This window comes from Pseudomonas tensinigenes (assembly GCF_014268445.2).
In the GTDB taxonomy this organism is placed as follows: Bacteria; Pseudomonadota; Gammaproteobacteria; order Pseudomonadales; family Pseudomonadaceae; genus Aquipseudomonas; species Aquipseudomonas tensinigenes.
This window is the reverse complement of record NZ_CP077089.1, coordinates 3,049,789-3,064,936: the sequence shown is the minus strand read 5'-3', so window position 1 is coordinate 3,064,936 and position 15,148 is coordinate 3,049,789. Positions and strand designations below refer to the sequence as shown.

Below are 15,148 nucleotides of genomic sequence, written 5' to 3'. Positions count from 1 at the left end.
ATTAATCCGGGCCTTTGCAAATTGCATTCATATATTGCATACCGGCGGAGGATGGCGCTGAACATTGGTCAGTCGCAGGAGATCATTTTTGGCGAGGTGTTGATGGCGCATGTGCGCGATGAGCTGATCGATGCGAAGACGCTGTACATCGATCAATTGGGCCTGGATGCGATCGGACGCATAGGTGGCCATGGTTACGCACGAACCCGCGATCACTTCGATTTGCCGACCCGCTCGTTGCAAGCGTGGACGGAAGCACCGGGCGGTGGCGAGCGGTTTTGGCCCACCGCCAAATAACCCAGCAGGGAAACGCATCACCCCTGTGGGAGCGAGCCTGCTCGCGAAAGCGGTATATCAGACAAATAATCTTTGAATGACAGACCGTCTTCGCGAGCAGGCTCGCTCCCACAGGGATTTATGTCGTTTCTTAGTCCGTGCCGTACTTCGGCGAGCGCGGGCCGTACAGCAGGCCTGCCCGGTGTCCGGCCGAGAGCAGACGATTGCTCGCCACGCCGGCGATCGGGTAGCCAGCATCGGTGGCGCTGTTGATGACCTGCTTCACAGCCGCCGTGATCAGCATGCCGATCAGACCGCCACCGCCATTGTTGCCGCCCTCTTCACTCGACGCCCGCGCCGAACCGGTCCACAGCGTAGTGCCGCTTTTCAGATCAACCAGTTTCGCCGTCGCAGTGACCGCAGTTTCGCTGCTGATCACCATGTAACGCGTACCGTATTCGGTCACGGTGATGTACAGCGCCGCGTCCGCACCGAAGATGTCCCTCAGTTTGTTTGCCGGTGCCTGATGGATGTCGTCGGGGGTGGTCAGGCCGTTCTGGCGGAATGTCTCGTCAACCAGCGTAATCGGCAGCACGTAGTAACCGGCCTCGGCCAGCGGGAACGTCACTTGCGACAGCAGGCTGTACGACGCCTTCACATCCGGCGAAGTGTTCAGCGGTGGCAGCACCAGAATGGTTTTCGGCCGCGCCTGTTTGTAGGCCGAGTAATCCACGGTCTTGGGCGCAACGCAGCCACCCAGCACGGTCAGGGCCAGACCGGCGGCCAGCAGTTTCAAGGTACGCGCGATCATTTCGCGTCTCCGGTCTTGGCGTTCTTAAGCAGAAAATCCATGTACGTGCCGGACTCGGGGAACAGGGTTTTCTCGGTTTTGAACTGCTGCACCATCTGGTCGTCCTTGCCCATGCTCAGATAGAGCAGGCCAAGGTGCGCGTGGTAACCCGGCGGTACGGCTTTGCCGGTGGAGCGGATTTTCTGCAGGTCACGTTCCAGCGCTTCGGCCTGGGCTTCCTTCGGCTCTTCGCCTTTGAAGTATTCGTAGACCTGGGGTTCGTAGCCTTCCCATTGGTACAGGGTTTGCGGGCCGGGGGCACAACCGGTCAGCAAGGCGCTGGCGGCCAGCGTCAGCGCCATCAGCGAGCGCGACAAAGTCAGATTCATGGATGTTGCTCCTTGCAATGGGCGTCGATCAGTTGCCCGGTTTCCAGGCACCGGCGTTCATGCCATCGACCAGACGATTGATCGCCTCGCGCATGGCCAGATCCAGTACTTTGCCGTTGAGGGTGGAGTCGTAGGCAGCGGTGCCGCCGAAACCGATGATTTCGCGGTTGGACAGAGCGTATTCACCGGCGCCCTGGGTCGAATAGACCACTTCGGAAGTGCTGATGTTGACGATATTCAGGTTGACCTTGGCGTAGGCGACTTGAGTCTTGCCACGGCCAAGAATGCCGAACAACTGGTGATCGCCAGTCTCTTTGCGGCCGAACTCGGTGACGTCACCGGTGACCACGTAATCAGCGCCTTTCAAGCGTTGGGCCTGACCTTTAATAGCCGCTTCCTGCTGGATTTCGCCCATGTTGTCGCGATCCAGCACGCTGAAGCGGTTGGTCTGCTGCAAGTGGGTGATGAGGATGGTCTTGGCTTGGCCACCGAGACGGTCGACGCCGTCGGAGAAGATCCCGCGCATGTAGCTGGAGCGGTTGTCGAACTTGCCCACGGCCATTGGCACGCGAACGCCGGTCCAGACTTGTGTGGCGCTTTCAACCTTGGCCACCGGCAAGGCACGGGAGCTTTCCGTCGCGCAACCTGAGAGTGTGCCAGCCATCGTGCCAAGCACAGCAATTGCGACGCCTGAGACCAGCATCCGGGAGATCATTCTCACTGAGTATTCCTTTGAAAAACGGGGATGTCCCGGCACGGCAATGCGCGGCGGGAGCTGAAAAGGGCCGGCATTATGACAAAGTGCCATCATTCGTGACAGGTTTTTTTGACGTCAGTGAATTGGCTTGGATTGGCCTTCCACAAATCCACTGTGGGAGCGAGCCTGCTCGCGAAAGCGGTATGTCAGACGAATCATCTCTGACTGATAGATTGCTTTCGCGAGCAGGCTCGCTCCCACAGGGTTTTGTGTTCGGCTTGGGAGAAAGGATCAATGGAAATCGCGGCTCTGTACGCGAATGCCATTTAGCAGCGGGCTGAGGTCGCTCAGCCGGCCAGCGATCAGATGGCGCACTTCGCCCTCGCGCTCCCAGCGGCCATCGACCTTGAGCAATTGCGAACCGACCAGCACTTGCCGCTGACGCTCGGCCAGATCGCGCCAGACCACCACGTTGACGTTGCCGAATTCGTCTTCCAGGGTTACAAAGGTTACACCGCTGGCAGTGCCCGGCCGTTGGCGTCCGGTCACCAGCCCGGCGACGCTCACCGGCCGACCGTGCTCGACGTCGAGCAATTCCTGCGAGCTGCGGCAGCGCAATGCCTTCAACTGGCCGCGCAACAGCGCCAGCGGATGCGGCCCCAACGTGGTACCGACGGTGCTGTAATCGGCGTGAAGATCCTCGCCAACGCTGGGTTTGGGCAGCTCCACCTCCGGCTCCTCCTGGCTCGGCAACCCAGCAAACAGGCCCAGCTGTTTCTGCACCCCGGCGACTTCCCAGCGCGCCCGATGCCGATGCCCGGCCAAACCGCGCAACGCCCCGGAATCGGCGAGCAACGCCTGCGCCCGACTGTCGAGTGCGGCCCGTTCGCCCAGATCGGCGACATCGGCAAACGCCCCGCGCGCCCGCGCCGCCTCGATGCGCCGGGCATCGTCTTCGCGAAAGCCCTTGATCATGCGCAGGCCCATGCGAATCGCCGGTTGCGCCGCCGTGGTGGTTTCCAGGCTGCAATCCCAGTCACTGGCGCGCACGTCGACCGGGCGGATCTGCAACTGATGCCGGCGCGCGTCCTGCAGAATCTGGTCCGGGCTGTAGAAACCCATGGGCCAACTGTTGATCAACGCACAGGCGAACGCCGCCGGTTCGTGGCACTTGAGCCAGCAACTGGCGTAGGTCAGCAAAGCAAAACTGGCGGCGTGGGATTCGGGAAAACCGTAGCTGCCGAAGCCTTTGATCTGCTCGAAAATCTGCGCGGCGAACTCCGGTGTGTAGCCATTCTTCTTCATGCCGGCGGCGAGGCGTTCCTTGTGCGGTTCAAGTCCGCCATGACGTTTCCACGCGGCCATCGAGCGACGTAATTGATCGGCCTCGCCGGGGCTGTAGTCGGCGGCGACGATGGCGATCTGCATGACCTGTTCCTGAAACAGCGGCACGCCGAGGGTTCTTTCCAGAACGACCTTGAGTTCTGGCGACGGGTAGGTTTCTTCCTCTTCCTTGTTCCGGCGGCGCAGATACGGATGGACCATCCCGCCCTGAATCGGCCCCGGGCGGACGATGGCCACTTCAATCACCAAATCGTAGAACTTCGCCGGCTTCAGGCGCGGCAGCATCGACATCTGTGCGCGGGACTCGATCTGGAACACGCCAATGGTGTCGGCGCGGCTGATCATGTCGTAGGTCGGTTTGTCTTCAGGCGGAATCGTCGCCAGACTCAAGTCCAGATTGCGGTGACGTCGCAGCAAGTCGAAGCAGCGGCGGATTGCACTGAGCATGCCGAGGGCGAGGATATCCACCTTGAGCAGGCCGACGGCGTCGAGGTCGTCCTTGTCCCACTGAATGATCGTGCGCTCGGCCATCGCCGCGTTCTCCACCGGCACCAGCGTGTCCAGCGGCTGCTCGGAAATCACGAAACCGCCGGGATGCTGCGACAGGTGCCGGGGGAAACCGATCAGTTGCCCGGTCAGGCTCAGCACCCGGCGCAGCACCGGACTGTCCGGGTCAAAGCCGCCTTCGAGCAAGCGCTCGACCGGCGGGGTTTCATCGCTCCAGTGGCCGCAGCAATCGGCCAGTGCATTGATCTGATCGGGCGGCAGGCCCAGGGCCTTGGCCACATCCCGTACGGCGCCGGCAGCGTGGTAGGTGCTGACCACCGCCGTCAGCGCCGCACGACCACGGCCATAACGGCGAAACACGTATTGCAGGACTTCTTCGCGGCGTTCGTGCTCGAAGTCGACGTCGATGTCCGGCGGTTCGTTGCGCTCTTTGGACATGAAGCGCTCGAACAGCAGCGTGGTGCGATCCGGGTCGATTTCGGTGATGCCCAAGGCAAAACACACCGCCGAGTTGGCCGCCGAGCCACGGCCCTGACAGAGGATTTTTTGCTCACGAGCAAAGCGCACCACGTCGTGTACGGTGAGAAAGTAGCTTTCGTAGCCAAGTTCGGCGATCAGCTTCAGCTCCTTGTTGATCTGCCTCAGCACCTTGAAGGGCGCGCCCTTTTTCCAACGCCAGGCGATGCCTTCCTTGGTCAGTTGCCTTAGCCAGGAACTGGCGCTGTGCCCCTCGGGCACCAACTCTTTGGGGTATTGATAACGCAACTCGCCCAGATCAAATGTGCAACGCCGGGCCAGCCTTACCGACTCATCCAGCAAGGCCTGCGGATACAACTCACGCAACACCTCAACGCTGCGCAAATGCCGCTCGCCATTGGGATGCAGACGCAGCCCAGCCTCAGCCACCGGCACGTGATGACGGATCGCGGTCATGGTGTCCTGCAAGGCGCGGCGACCACGGGCGTGCATATGCACATCGCCGCTAGCCACCGCCGGAATCTGCAACTCGGCGGCCAGACTCAATAACTCCGCCAACCGCTGCTGATCGTCTTGGCCACGATGCAATTGCACCGCCAGCCACAACCGTTCGCCAAAGGTCTGCTGCAGCCAACGACCCTCCTCCACGTCATCAAGCGAGTCTGGCACCCACAACACCAGCAATCCCGGCAGCGCTTCGTCGAAGTCCTCGCGCAACACCTGATACTGGCCTTTTTGCGTGCGCCGTCGTGCACGGGTGATCAAGCCGCACAGCGCCTGATAGCCCGCAAGATTCTCCACCAGCAGCACCAGTTTCGGGCCGTTTTCAATGCGCACTTCACTGCCGATGATCAGCGGCAGCTCAACGGATTTCGCCGCTTGCCAGGCGCGGACGATCCCGGCCAGCGTGCATTCATCGGTGATCGCCAGTGCCTGATAACCGTGTTTCTTCGCCCGTTGAAACAGCTCAAGGGCACTGGAAGCACCGCGCTGGAAACTGAAGTTCGACAGGCAGTGCAGTTCGGCATAACCGTCATTCATGCAAACCAGCCCTGCAGCCACAACGGACCGCCCTCACCCACCGCGCGATAAGCCCAGCCCTGTTGACCGGCGCGGTTCTGGATCAGGTAATAATCGCGGCGTACATCGTCACCGTCCCACCAGCCGGACTCGATACGTTCCGGCCCCATCAGAATCCGCGCCGAACCTTGCGCCACGCTCTGCGGTTCACCCAGTAACCAGCCCGGACGATGCACACTGGGCAAGCCTGCGCAGCGTTGTTTGTCGACGCCGTGCTGCCACGCGCACTCCGGCCGATGATCAGCCTGAAAACGCAGCCCCTGCACGGCGTCATCGCCCAAGCGTGCACGCAGGCGTTCGCGCAACTGCTCCCACGGCAAGGTCTGCTGCGGACGATCGTCGAACAGTTCCTGAAACTGCGGCACGAAGCTAGGCAGGTCCTCGGCGCGCAGACGAAAGCCGCGCACGGGCGCCTCGACTTGCACCTGTTCCAGCCGCCCGCGCGCCAGTTCAAACAGCATCGCCGGATCACGTTCGGCGCTGAGCAAACCGACTTTGATCACGCTGTCCGGCAGCCCGGCGTGCTCCAGATGCAGGTCGAAACGTTGTACGCCGCTGTCACGCCCGCAGAGGAACGCCGACAGGTCACCGGTCAAACGGCGTAACGGGAACAGCAATGCCTGATGCGACTGCACGTCGAAATTCAGTTCGATGCGTACGTCGAAACGATCCGGTGGCAGGTAGAACTCCAGCGCCAAGGGGCGCGCACCGAACAAGGTGTCGAGATGCTTGAGCATCTGCGCCTCGAAACGTCGGGCCAGCGCCTGACGCGGCAGGCTCTGCACCTGACTGAGATTGCGCAGGCCCATGCGCGACAACGCCGTGGCCACGCTTGGTTCCAGGCCGACGCGGTCGACCGGTAACTGACCGAGGTGATGCTGCAAGGCTTCGCCGTCGGGCACCACCAAGCCGTCATAGGCGTTGGCCAGCACCCGCGCCGCCACCGGGTTCGGTGCGGCAACGATGCGATGACGAAAACCCAGATCGGTCAGTTCCTGGCGCAGTCGTGCTTCAAACTGCGCCCACGAACCGAACAGACCCAGGCTGGATTCGATCTCGAACACTACAGTGCGCGGATAGTGCACGCTGACCTGCGCGCTGAAACGGTAGGCCCACGCGGCGAGAAACTGCTGCCAGTGCTCGACCTCGGCGGCCTCGTAATCGGCGGTGGCAAAACCTTTGCTCATCGCCTGCGCGGCGGTCATCGACTGGCCGGGACGCAAACCGAGTTTGCGTGCCGCCGGGTTGACCGCTTGCAGCACGCGGCGCTGGGCCGGGCCGTTGAGCAGCACCAGCGGTTCATCAGGATCGGGGCGTTGACGCAGCACGGCGTCGAGGGCCAATTGCGGGAACAGAATACACACCCAGCGCATGGCGACCTCAGTGACCCACGGCAAAGGCAATCGGCGCCGCACGCGCCAAACCGCCACGGCACTTGAGCACGCGCAACTGCGCGGGTTTGGCGTCGATGGCGATGCGCAACGCCGCCGGTGACGGATTGACTGCTTCACTCAACGGGCGCCAGGCAAACGCCAGGGTCTGGCCGGTTTCCGCCGCGACCTGCAAACGCCGCAACGCGCGGTCATCAGCCTTGTGCGGCCAGCACAGTACGGCGCCGCAACTGCCCGAACGCAAACACTGTTCCGCCGCCCACAAGGCATCGCGCTCGCTGGCCTGAATCACCGACAACTGGCGCAAATCGACCCCAGCGTTTTCCCATGCCTGCGGGTACGGCACAAAGGGTGGCGCCACCAGCACAATGCGCTCGCCCGCCGCCGACAACCGCGCCAGCGTCGGCCAGACCAGTTGCAGTTCGCCGACACCGGGGCCGGCCAACAGGATTTCGCTCAGCGCCGCCTCCGGCCAGCCACCGCTGGGCAATGCCGCGTCCAGCGCGGCGTGCCCGGTCGGTTGCGGGCTGGCGGCCGGGGGCGCAGGCCGGCCCTTCCAGACCTGGCCGCCATTGAACAGCGTATCCAACGCAACGACGGCGCCCATCAGCCTTGCCTCACCAGACCACAGAACACCCCTTCGATGGCCAGATCCTGATCGTCGCGCACGACAATCGGCTGGTACGCCGGGTTGCGCGGCAACAGCCGCACTTCAGCGCCGAGCCGTTCGAAGCGTTTGATGGTGACTTCACCGTCGAGCCGCGCCACGACGATCTGGCCGTTGAGCGCTTCGGGATTGCGCCGCACGCCGACCAGATCACCGTCGAGGATGCCGTCCTCGATCATCGAATCGCCCTGCACCCGCAGCATGTAGTCGGGTGTGCGCGAGAACAGCGCCGGGTCGAGCAGCAAGCGGCTATGGATGTCGGCATCGGCGCCAATCGGCGCACCGGCAGCAACGCGGCCGAGCACGGGGATGTCGAGCAGCTCCGGGCGCGGCGGTTGCCCGAGCAGGCGAATGCCCCGGGCCTGATGCGGATTGACCTCGATAAAACCGGCTTCGGTGAGCGCGAGCACGTGCTTGCGCGCCACGCTGCGCGAGGCAAAACCAAAAGCCTCGCTGATTTCAGCGAGGCTTGGAGGCTGACCGTGTTCGGCGATTCGATCGCGGATAAAGGTCAGGATGGCAGTACGACGGGGAGTCAGATTGGTCATGGAGTACATTTGTACTCCTGTAGGATTTTCCTGACAAGCGCCGCAGGTCGGCCCACCCCACGTTGATCGTTCCTACGTTCTTGATCGTTCCCACGCTCTGCGTGGGAACGCCTCTAGGGACGCTCTGCGTCCAGTGACGCGGAGCGTCACGGGCTGCATTCCCACGCCGGAGCGTGGGAACGATCAGTGCGTGGGTGTTAGCCAAGGCCGCGTTCGGCGAGAAATGCTGCGATGTAATCGATGAAGGCAACGACCTTCGCCGTGGCCCGCCGATGGCTCGGGTACACCGCCAGAATGTGCGGGCCGAAGGTATCCGGATCGATCTCGTAGTCAGCCATGACCCGCACCAATCGCCCATCGGCCATGTACGGCGCAGCGCTCCACAGCGGCGTGTGCAGCAAACCGCGCCCGGCCAGGGCACTGGCCAGCAACAAATCGTAATTGTCACTGCGCAACAGCGGATTCGCCGGTTGCGCCAGGCTCAAGCGCTGCCCGTCGCGCTCGGCCCACCAGAATTCGCGGCTAAGCAACGGGTGCTGATAGAGCAGCCATTCATGCTGTTCGAGGGTTTGCGGATTCACCGGCAAGTCCTTGCGCGCGAGGTATTCGGGGCTGCCGCACAAAGCCAGACGATTGCTGCCAACCACCCGCGCAATCAGCCCCGGCAAATCATCATGGCCCTCGCGCAATGCCAGGTCGTAGCCACTTTCCAGCAGATTGACGAAGGCATCGCACAGGTCCACTTGCAGGCTGATCTGCGGGTATTGCTGCAAAAAGCCGTCACACACCTGATCGAGAAATGCCCGCCCATACGCCAGCGGCGCAGTGATTTTCAGGCTGCCGCGCAAGCCGTGCTGCAACTGCTCGATTTCCTCGCTGGCCTCGTCCAGCCGCTGCAATACCAGCCGTGCGGTTTCCAGGTACACCCGGCCGATTTCGGTGAGCAGAATCCGCCGTGTGCTGCGCTCAAACAGCCGTGCGCCCAGCTCCGATTCCAGGTGATTGACCGCTTTGGTCAGCGCCGACGGGGTCTTGCCCAACTGCTCGGCGGCGCGACTGAAACTGCCGAGCTGCGCGGTGACCACGAACATTTTCAATGCACCCAACTTGTCCATGCTTTTTCCATTCAGGCAAAAACGTTTTTCGTGAGGGAGGCGTTCTGTCGGCCGTCGCCAGCCACTAATCTCGCCATCAGACGCAATAACAAGGAAATCTTCAATGAAAAGATTCATCCCGAGTCTGCTGGTAGCCGCTGTAAGTTTTGCCTCGATGGAAGCCATCGCCGCACCTGAGCTGATCCTGCTCAACGGCAAGATTTTCACTGCCGACCGCGCGCAACCCAAGGTGCAGGCCCTGGCCGTGGAAAACGGCAAAGTGCTGAAAGTCGGCACCGACGCGCAGATAAAAGCTTTGATCGAACCCGGCACAAAGGTCATCGACCTCAAGGGCAAAGCGCTCATGCCCGGGCTGATCGACAGCCATTCCCACGCGATTTTCGGCGGTCTGGAAATGGTTTCGGCGAACATGGAAGACGAAGTCGTCGGCCTCGACGAACTGCAAAAGCGTCTGCGCAACTGGCGTGCAGACGGCAAGGCCAGACACGGCGATGTGCTGAGCATTGCCGGCATGAGTTCGGTTTACTGGGCGCAGGCCGAAGCCTTGGGCACCACCTTCAACAACGGCGAATGGGCCGATGTGCCGGTGGTGTTTATCGGCAGCGACCACCACACGGCGTGGGCCAACAACGTCATGCTCAAGCGCGCCGGCATCGACGCGGCGCTGCTGAAAACCCTGCCCGACGCGGAAAAAGACACCATCGGCAAACTGGCCAACGGTGAGCCCAATGGATTTGTGGTCGACGCCGGTTGGGATCGGGTCGCCTCGAAAATGCCGGTGCCAAGCCCCGCCGACATGTTGAACGCCGCCAAATCAGCGGTGCGCTACAACAACAGCCTGGGTATCACCGCGTGGATGGATCCGGCCGCCAACGCCGCACCGGGCGAAGCGGTGTTCGCGCTCAAGCCGAGCGAAAAAACCGTCGGCGTGCTGCCGGCCTACAAAGCCCTGTCGGAAAGCGGCGACATGAGCGTGCACGTCGCGGCGCTGCTGGTGGCCAACCCGAAAAGCGTGCCCGCCGACCTCGAGACACTGGACAAGGTGCGCCAGCAATTTCAGGGCATCCCCAACCTGACATTGCCCGGCATCAAGATCTTCGCCGACGGTGTGATCGAATTCCCGGCGCAGAGCGCGGCGATGATCGACCCCTACAGCAACTCGCACAAACAGGGCGAACTGCTGATTGATCCAAAACATTTTGGCGAACTGGTCAGCGCCATCGACCAGCGCGGCTGGCTGGTGCACATCCACGCGATCGGCGATCGTGCGGTGCGTGAGTCGCTGAACGGCATCGCCCAGGCGCGCAAGGATCGCCAGAGCGGCGTGACCCACTCGATCACTCACCTGCAAATGGTCAACCCGCAAGAGTTCGCCCGTTTCAAACCGCTCAACGTGATCGCCTCGATGCAACTGCTGTGGGCCAGCGCCGACGATTACACCACCGACATGATCAAGCCCTACGTCAGCGCCCTCGCCTTTCGCTATCAATATCCAGCGCACTCGTTGCTGAAACAGGGCGCGACGATTGCCGGCGCCAGTGACTGGCCGGTGTCGACGCCGAATCCGTTCAATGCCATGGCCCAGGCCATCACCCGCGTCGGATCGTTGGGTGTGCTCAACGCCGAGGAACGTCTGGACCGCGACACGATGTTCTATGCCTACACCATCAACGCCGCGCGCACGATTGGCCTGGAGAAGCAGATCGGCTCGCTGACGCCGGGCAAGCAGGCGGACTTTATCGTGCTCGACCGCGATGTGTTCAGCGTCGACAACAAAGCCCTGCATGACACCAAAGTGCTGCAAACCTGGTTCGGCGGCCGTCAGGTCTACACCGCCACAAAATAACAACAACCATCCCACCCTGTGGGAGCGAGCTTGCTCGCGAAGAGGCCAGTCCATTCAACATCTTCACTGACTGACCCACCGCCTTCGCGAGCAAGCTCGCTCCCACAGAGTTTGTGAGGGTGGCTGAGATTGCATTCCCCCCCACAGTTTTCGTACTGCCCAAAAATAATCACAACATCGGGACTTCACATGAAAGCCTTGCCCCTGTTCGCCCTGATTTTTTTCAGTCTGCTGCCGTTGAGCAGCCAAGCGATCCCCTTGAACGATGACTTTGCGCTGGAGGTAGACCTGACCCTCGCCAGCGATTACCGCACCCGCGGCATCTCGCAAACGCAAAATGACCCCGCCGCTCAAGCCGGTTTGACCCTCGCCCACAGCAGCGGCCTGTACCTTGGTGCGTGGAGCTCCAACGTCGATTTCGGCGGCGACCTGAAAACCCGTCAGGAAGTCGATTACTAAGGCGGTTGGCTGTGGCAGGCGACCGAGGATGTCAGTCTCGATCTGGGTTACATCAAGTACGCCTACCCCAAGGAAAGCCAGTTCAACCAGAGCGAGGTTTACGGGATTCTCGGGGTTTATGGGGTGAAACTGGCGGCGTATTACTCCAGCGATGCGCCGGGGATCGATAGCCAGCAGAACTCGCTCTATACCTACATCAGTTATGAAACTGAATTGCCGTACGATTCAGGCTTGAAGCTGCGTTACGGCAATATGGATTTCAAGGATCCGCATTTGTATTCGGCGTCCGGTAGCGCCGAAGAGTCGTACCGCGAATGGGAGGTGAAACTCACCCACAATCTGGCCGGCGTGGTGTTGGGCCTGAGCTACATCGACACCGATCTCTCACAAACCCAATGTCTGAGCAACTGGGGCTTCAAGGATGTCTGCACTGCCACCGTCGTCGCCAGCGTCAGCAAATCCTTCTGAAAAACGCTGACCACCTGTGGGAGCGAGCCTGCTCGCGACGGCGGTATATCAGTCGCCATCAACGCTGAATGAACCACCGCATTCGCGAGCAGGCTCGCTCCCACATTTGGATATTTGTCAGGTTAAGAGTTGAGGTTTGCCAGGTAGGCCCACGGGTAGATGCCGCGCTGGTGGCCGTCGCTGAACACCAGTTGCACGCCGTAGCCCTGGGGGTTGAGTTCGATCAGGCGCACGCGCTCATCAACCAGCGGCGTCAGGCCTTTGAGGCGAAACGCGCGGCATTGCGAGCACGGGCATTGGCGGCGCAGTTCGGCGTGGTTGAGCTGTTGTTCGCGGCCATCCGGCCAGCTCAGGCGTAGCGTCCCTTCACTCTGTGAATTACCCACCGACAGCGGGTTCATTGCAATTGACTCAAGGCGATGCGCACGGCTTTGCGCACTTCCGGGTCGCCGTCGTCCTTGGCGGCCTGTAATGCCGCCACAGCACCACGATCATTCAATTCACCCAAGGCCAGCGCGGCCTCTTTGCGCAGGTTGCTGATGCGATGGCCGAGGGTCTCGATCAACGCGTCCAGCGCTGGAGCGAAACGCAGCCGACCGAGGCTGCGAGTGGCGCGCAGGCGCACTTGCCAGTAGTCATCGCTCAGCGCTTCGACCAAGGCCGGGCCGGCGTCTTGGTGGCCGACTTTGCCCAATGTCGTTGCGGCCTCTTCACGCACTTGCCAGGCAGTGTCCTGCAAGGCCTGGCGCAGAGCTGGCAGGACTTCAGCACTGGAGGCCAAACCGAGAGCACCGGTGGCGGCGCGGCGCACTTCGGTGTCCGGATCATCGCTGGCCAATCGCGCTAGGGCTGGCAGTGCGTCGAGTTGTTTGAGCCAGCCGAGCACGCCGACGGCTTCGCGACGGACATTAGCGTCGGCATCGTTCAATGCCGCGACGGCTGAAGGAGCCGCGTCGGCGAAACGCAATTCGCGCAAGGCGCGAAACGCGGCGATGCGCACACTGACGTCGGCGTGATCGGTCCACGGCAGAATCACCCGCCCCGCCGCTTCAGTCTTGAGCAGGCTCAGACTTTGTGCAGCGGCAGATTGCACAGCGGGCGACGGGTCGGTCAGCGCCTCGCACAAGGCTTGCACAACGTCTTCATCCTCCCAGGCCTCCAGCAAACGCGCGGCTTCAGCGCGGACGTCTTCAGCGGGATCCTGGCCGAGGCGATCGACCAGCCAAAGCAAGCCATCCGGCTCTTCGAGATCCGCCAGATCAATCAGCGCAATACGGCGCACACCGGCATCCTCGGCAGTGAGGCGCGGTTGCAGGGCGAGGATTTCATCGTTATCGGTCACAGCAAAAATAGAGGTCATAGGGCAAATCGCGGCAAAGGGTTTTCAGGAGGCAGGCCGAGCGGATTGAGGCGCGGCAGCGGTCGGTCATCGTCGTGGCGCAGCAGGTCGAGACAGTGGCGCTTGAGGCGCGAGAATTCAGGACTGGTGACCAGTTCGCTGGTGCGTGGCCGGGCGAAATCCAGGCGCAAGTCTTCGATGATTCGCCCCGGTCGTGCGCTCATCACCAGCAAGCGGTCGGCGAGGAACAGCGCCTCGTCGATGTCGTGAGTGACGAACACCACCGTGGTGCGGATCCGCGTCCAGATGTCCAGCAGCAGTTCCTGCATGTTCAAACGGGTGAGCGCATCCAGCGCGCCGAACGGCTCGTCCATCAGCAAAAGCCGTGGCCGATTGACCAGCACTCGGGCGATCTCGACGCGTTGCTGCATACCGCCGGACAGCTGATCGGGCCAGCGTTCGGCAAAGCCTTCGAGGCCGACCAGCTTGAGGATGTCATCGGCAGCACGATGACGTTCGGCCTTGCCGATGCCGCGCATCTTCAGGCCAAAAGCCACGTTGTCACGCACCGTGCGCCAGGGAAACAGCGTGTGATGCTGGAACACCATGCCGCGCTGCGGTGATGGACCGGACACTGCGGCGCCATCGACTTTCAGGCTGCCGGCGTGCGCGTTCAGATGCCCGGCCAACGCACCGAGCAAGGTCGATTTACCGCAACCGGACGGGCCGAGAATACAGACGAACTGGCCCGGTTCGATCTGGCAATCGAGTTCGCGCACCGCTTCGAACGCTTCCCGCCCTGCGCCGAGAACGATGGACAGTTGGCGAATGTCGATCCGCCCCTCAGGGGTTTGCATCACGCTCATCAGGCTTTTCCTCGCGGTCGATGCCAGGGCGTGAACAACCCGCCGAGGCGTTTGATCAGCAGACTGCTGCCCATGCCCAACACGCCGATCAGCAACATGCCGACGACGATGTCGGCGTAGTTCTGAATGGTGTAGGACTCCCAGGTGTAGTAACCGATGCCGAACTGGCCGGAGATCATTTCTGCCGTGACCAGACAGAACCACGAAGTGCCCATGCCGATCGCAAGACCCGTGATGATGCTGGGCGCAGCGCCGGGCAGGATCACTTCGAGCAGGATTGCGCGGCGCCCTGCCCCGAGGCTTTTCGCTGAGGCGATCAGGCGTGGGTCGACGCCTTCGACGCCGTGCACGGTGTTGAGCAGGATCGGGAACAGCGCACCGGTGAAGGTGATGAAGACCATCGACAGTTCGGACGATGGGAACATCAGGATGGCCAATGGAATCCATGCGACCGCAGGGATTGGGCGCAGGACTTCGAGGGGTGGCAGCAGCAGGTCTTCGGCCCATTTCGAGCGGCCGATGGCCAGACCGAGGGCGATGCCGATCAGCAGTGCGGCGAGGTAACCGGCGAACACGCGGCTGAGGCTGGCGCTCAGGTGTTGCAGGAGCTTGCCGGAGTCGCCGAGGCCCAATGCCGCTTCGATCACCGCGATAGGTGTCGGCACGTTGGCGAAGGTGACGAGGCCGAGGTTCCAGTGGTGGCTGGCGGCGAGTTGCCAGAACAGCAGGCAGAGCAGCAGTGAGGCGGCTCTTGATGTCCAGCGGATGGGTGTTTTCATGGAGCGGGTTTCCAGTTCTGGATCTGTGTTGTGGCTGAGATTTACCCCCTCACCCCAGCCCTCTCCCCCAAGGGGGCGAGGGGGAAAGGGAGCCGATCTTCACGCTTTTC

At 62.0% G+C, this 15,148-nt stretch carries 13 protein-coding genes and 2 pseudogenes; 3 read left to right on the top strand and 12 right to left on the bottom strand.

The annotated features are described in order from the left end of the window. Window positions 1–42 precede the first annotated feature (42 nt). A pseudogene (locus tag HU718_RS13530) lies at window positions 43–297 on the top strand (flavin reductase family protein); the annotation flags it as partial. Between the two features lie 130 nt (window positions 298–427). Here HU718_RS13530 and HU718_RS13525 read toward each other — a convergent pair. The 8 genes from HU718_RS13525 to HU718_RS13490 form a co-directional block, all read right to left on the bottom strand. Beyond that, window positions 428–1,087, bottom strand: coding sequence for a DUF799 domain-containing protein (locus HU718_RS13525; RefSeq protein ID WP_038368878.1), 660 nt, complete (start codon window positions 1,085–1,087; stop codon window positions 428–430). Beyond that, entirely contained in the window at window positions 1,084–1,455 is a 372-nt protein-coding gene (locus HU718_RS13520) for a DUF4810 domain-containing protein (RefSeq protein ID WP_102901941.1), read from the bottom strand. Before HU718_RS13520 ends, HU718_RS13525 begins: the two co-directional genes overlap by 4 nt. 28 nt (window positions 1,456–1,483) lie before the next feature. Then, window positions 1,484–2,170, bottom strand: coding sequence for a CsgG/HfaB family protein (locus HU718_RS13515; RefSeq protein WP_176470095.1), 687 nt, complete (start codon window positions 2,168–2,170; stop codon window positions 1,484–1,486). A 273-nt stretch (window positions 2,171–2,443) separates the two neighbouring features. Beyond that, window positions 2,444–5,542 (bottom strand): error-prone DNA polymerase, encoded by a 3,099-nt coding sequence (locus tag HU718_RS13510; RefSeq protein ID WP_217868295.1) that lies wholly within the window; start codon window positions 5,540–5,542, stop codon window positions 2,444–2,446. After that, entirely contained in the window at window positions 5,518–6,933 is a 1,416-nt protein-coding gene (locus tag HU718_RS13505; RefSeq protein ID WP_186616024.1) for a Y-family DNA polymerase, read from the bottom strand. The genes HU718_RS13510 and HU718_RS13505 overlap by 25 nt, the downstream gene beginning before the upstream one ends. Window positions 6,934–6,940: 7 nt before the next feature. After that, window positions 6,941–7,558: a translesion DNA synthesis-associated protein ImuA gene (gene imuA / locus HU718_RS13500; RefSeq protein ID WP_095121011.1), complete on the bottom strand. Its 618-nt coding sequence runs from the start codon at window positions 7,556–7,558 to the stop codon at window positions 6,941–6,943. Beyond that, the gene (lexA, locus tag HU718_RS13495) at window positions 7,558–8,175 is read right to left on the bottom strand and encodes a transcriptional repressor LexA (RefSeq protein ID WP_095121012.1); all 618 of its coding nucleotides are present in this window, start codon (window positions 8,173–8,175) and stop codon (window positions 7,558–7,560) included. Before lexA ends, imuA begins: the two co-directional genes overlap by 1 nt. Before the next feature lie 188 nt (window positions 8,176–8,363). Continuing rightward, window positions 8,364–9,281, bottom strand: a complete 918-nt coding sequence (locus HU718_RS13490) for a LysR family transcriptional regulator (RefSeq protein WP_186616025.1) — start codon at window positions 9,279–9,281, stop codon at window positions 8,364–8,366. Between the two features lie 103 nt (window positions 9,282–9,384). On the opposite strand from HU718_RS13490, the gene HU718_RS13485 reads away from it, so the two are divergent. Continuing rightward, window positions 9,385–11,127, top strand: a complete 1,743-nt coding sequence (locus HU718_RS13485) for an amidohydrolase (RefSeq protein WP_186616026.1) — start codon at window positions 9,385–9,387, stop codon at window positions 11,125–11,127. Window positions 11,128–11,316: 189 nt separating this feature from the next. After that, a pseudogene (locus HU718_RS13480) lies at window positions 11,317–12,054 on the top strand (TorF family putative porin). A 122-nt stretch (window positions 12,055–12,176) separates the two neighbouring features. Here the strand turns inward: HU718_RS13480 and HU718_RS13475 are convergent. Genes HU718_RS13475 through HU718_RS13460 form a run of 4 tightly spaced genes read right to left on the bottom strand, consistent with a single transcriptional unit; the run spans window position 12,177 to window position 15,038 of the window. After that, window positions 12,177–12,455: a DUF971 domain-containing protein gene (locus HU718_RS13475; RefSeq protein WP_102901948.1), complete on the bottom strand. Its 279-nt coding sequence runs from the start codon at window positions 12,453–12,455 to the stop codon at window positions 12,177–12,179. Beyond that, window positions 12,452–13,414 (bottom strand): HEAT repeat domain-containing protein, encoded by a 963-nt coding sequence (locus HU718_RS13470; RefSeq protein WP_186616027.1) that lies wholly within the window; start codon window positions 13,412–13,414, stop codon window positions 12,452–12,454. Before HU718_RS13470 ends, HU718_RS13475 begins: the two co-directional genes overlap by 4 nt. Further along, on the bottom strand, window positions 13,411–14,259 hold the full coding sequence (locus tag HU718_RS13465; RefSeq protein WP_077573190.1) for an ABC transporter ATP-binding protein: 849 nt from the start codon (window positions 14,257–14,259) through the stop codon (window positions 13,411–13,413). The genes HU718_RS13470 and HU718_RS13465 overlap by 4 nt, the downstream gene beginning before the upstream one ends. Then, window positions 14,259–15,038, bottom strand: coding sequence for an ABC transporter permease (locus HU718_RS13460; RefSeq protein ID WP_150692229.1), 780 nt, complete (start codon window positions 15,036–15,038; stop codon window positions 14,259–14,261). The genes HU718_RS13465 and HU718_RS13460 overlap by 1 nt, the downstream gene beginning before the upstream one ends. Window positions 15,039–15,148: the final 110 nt, after the last annotated feature.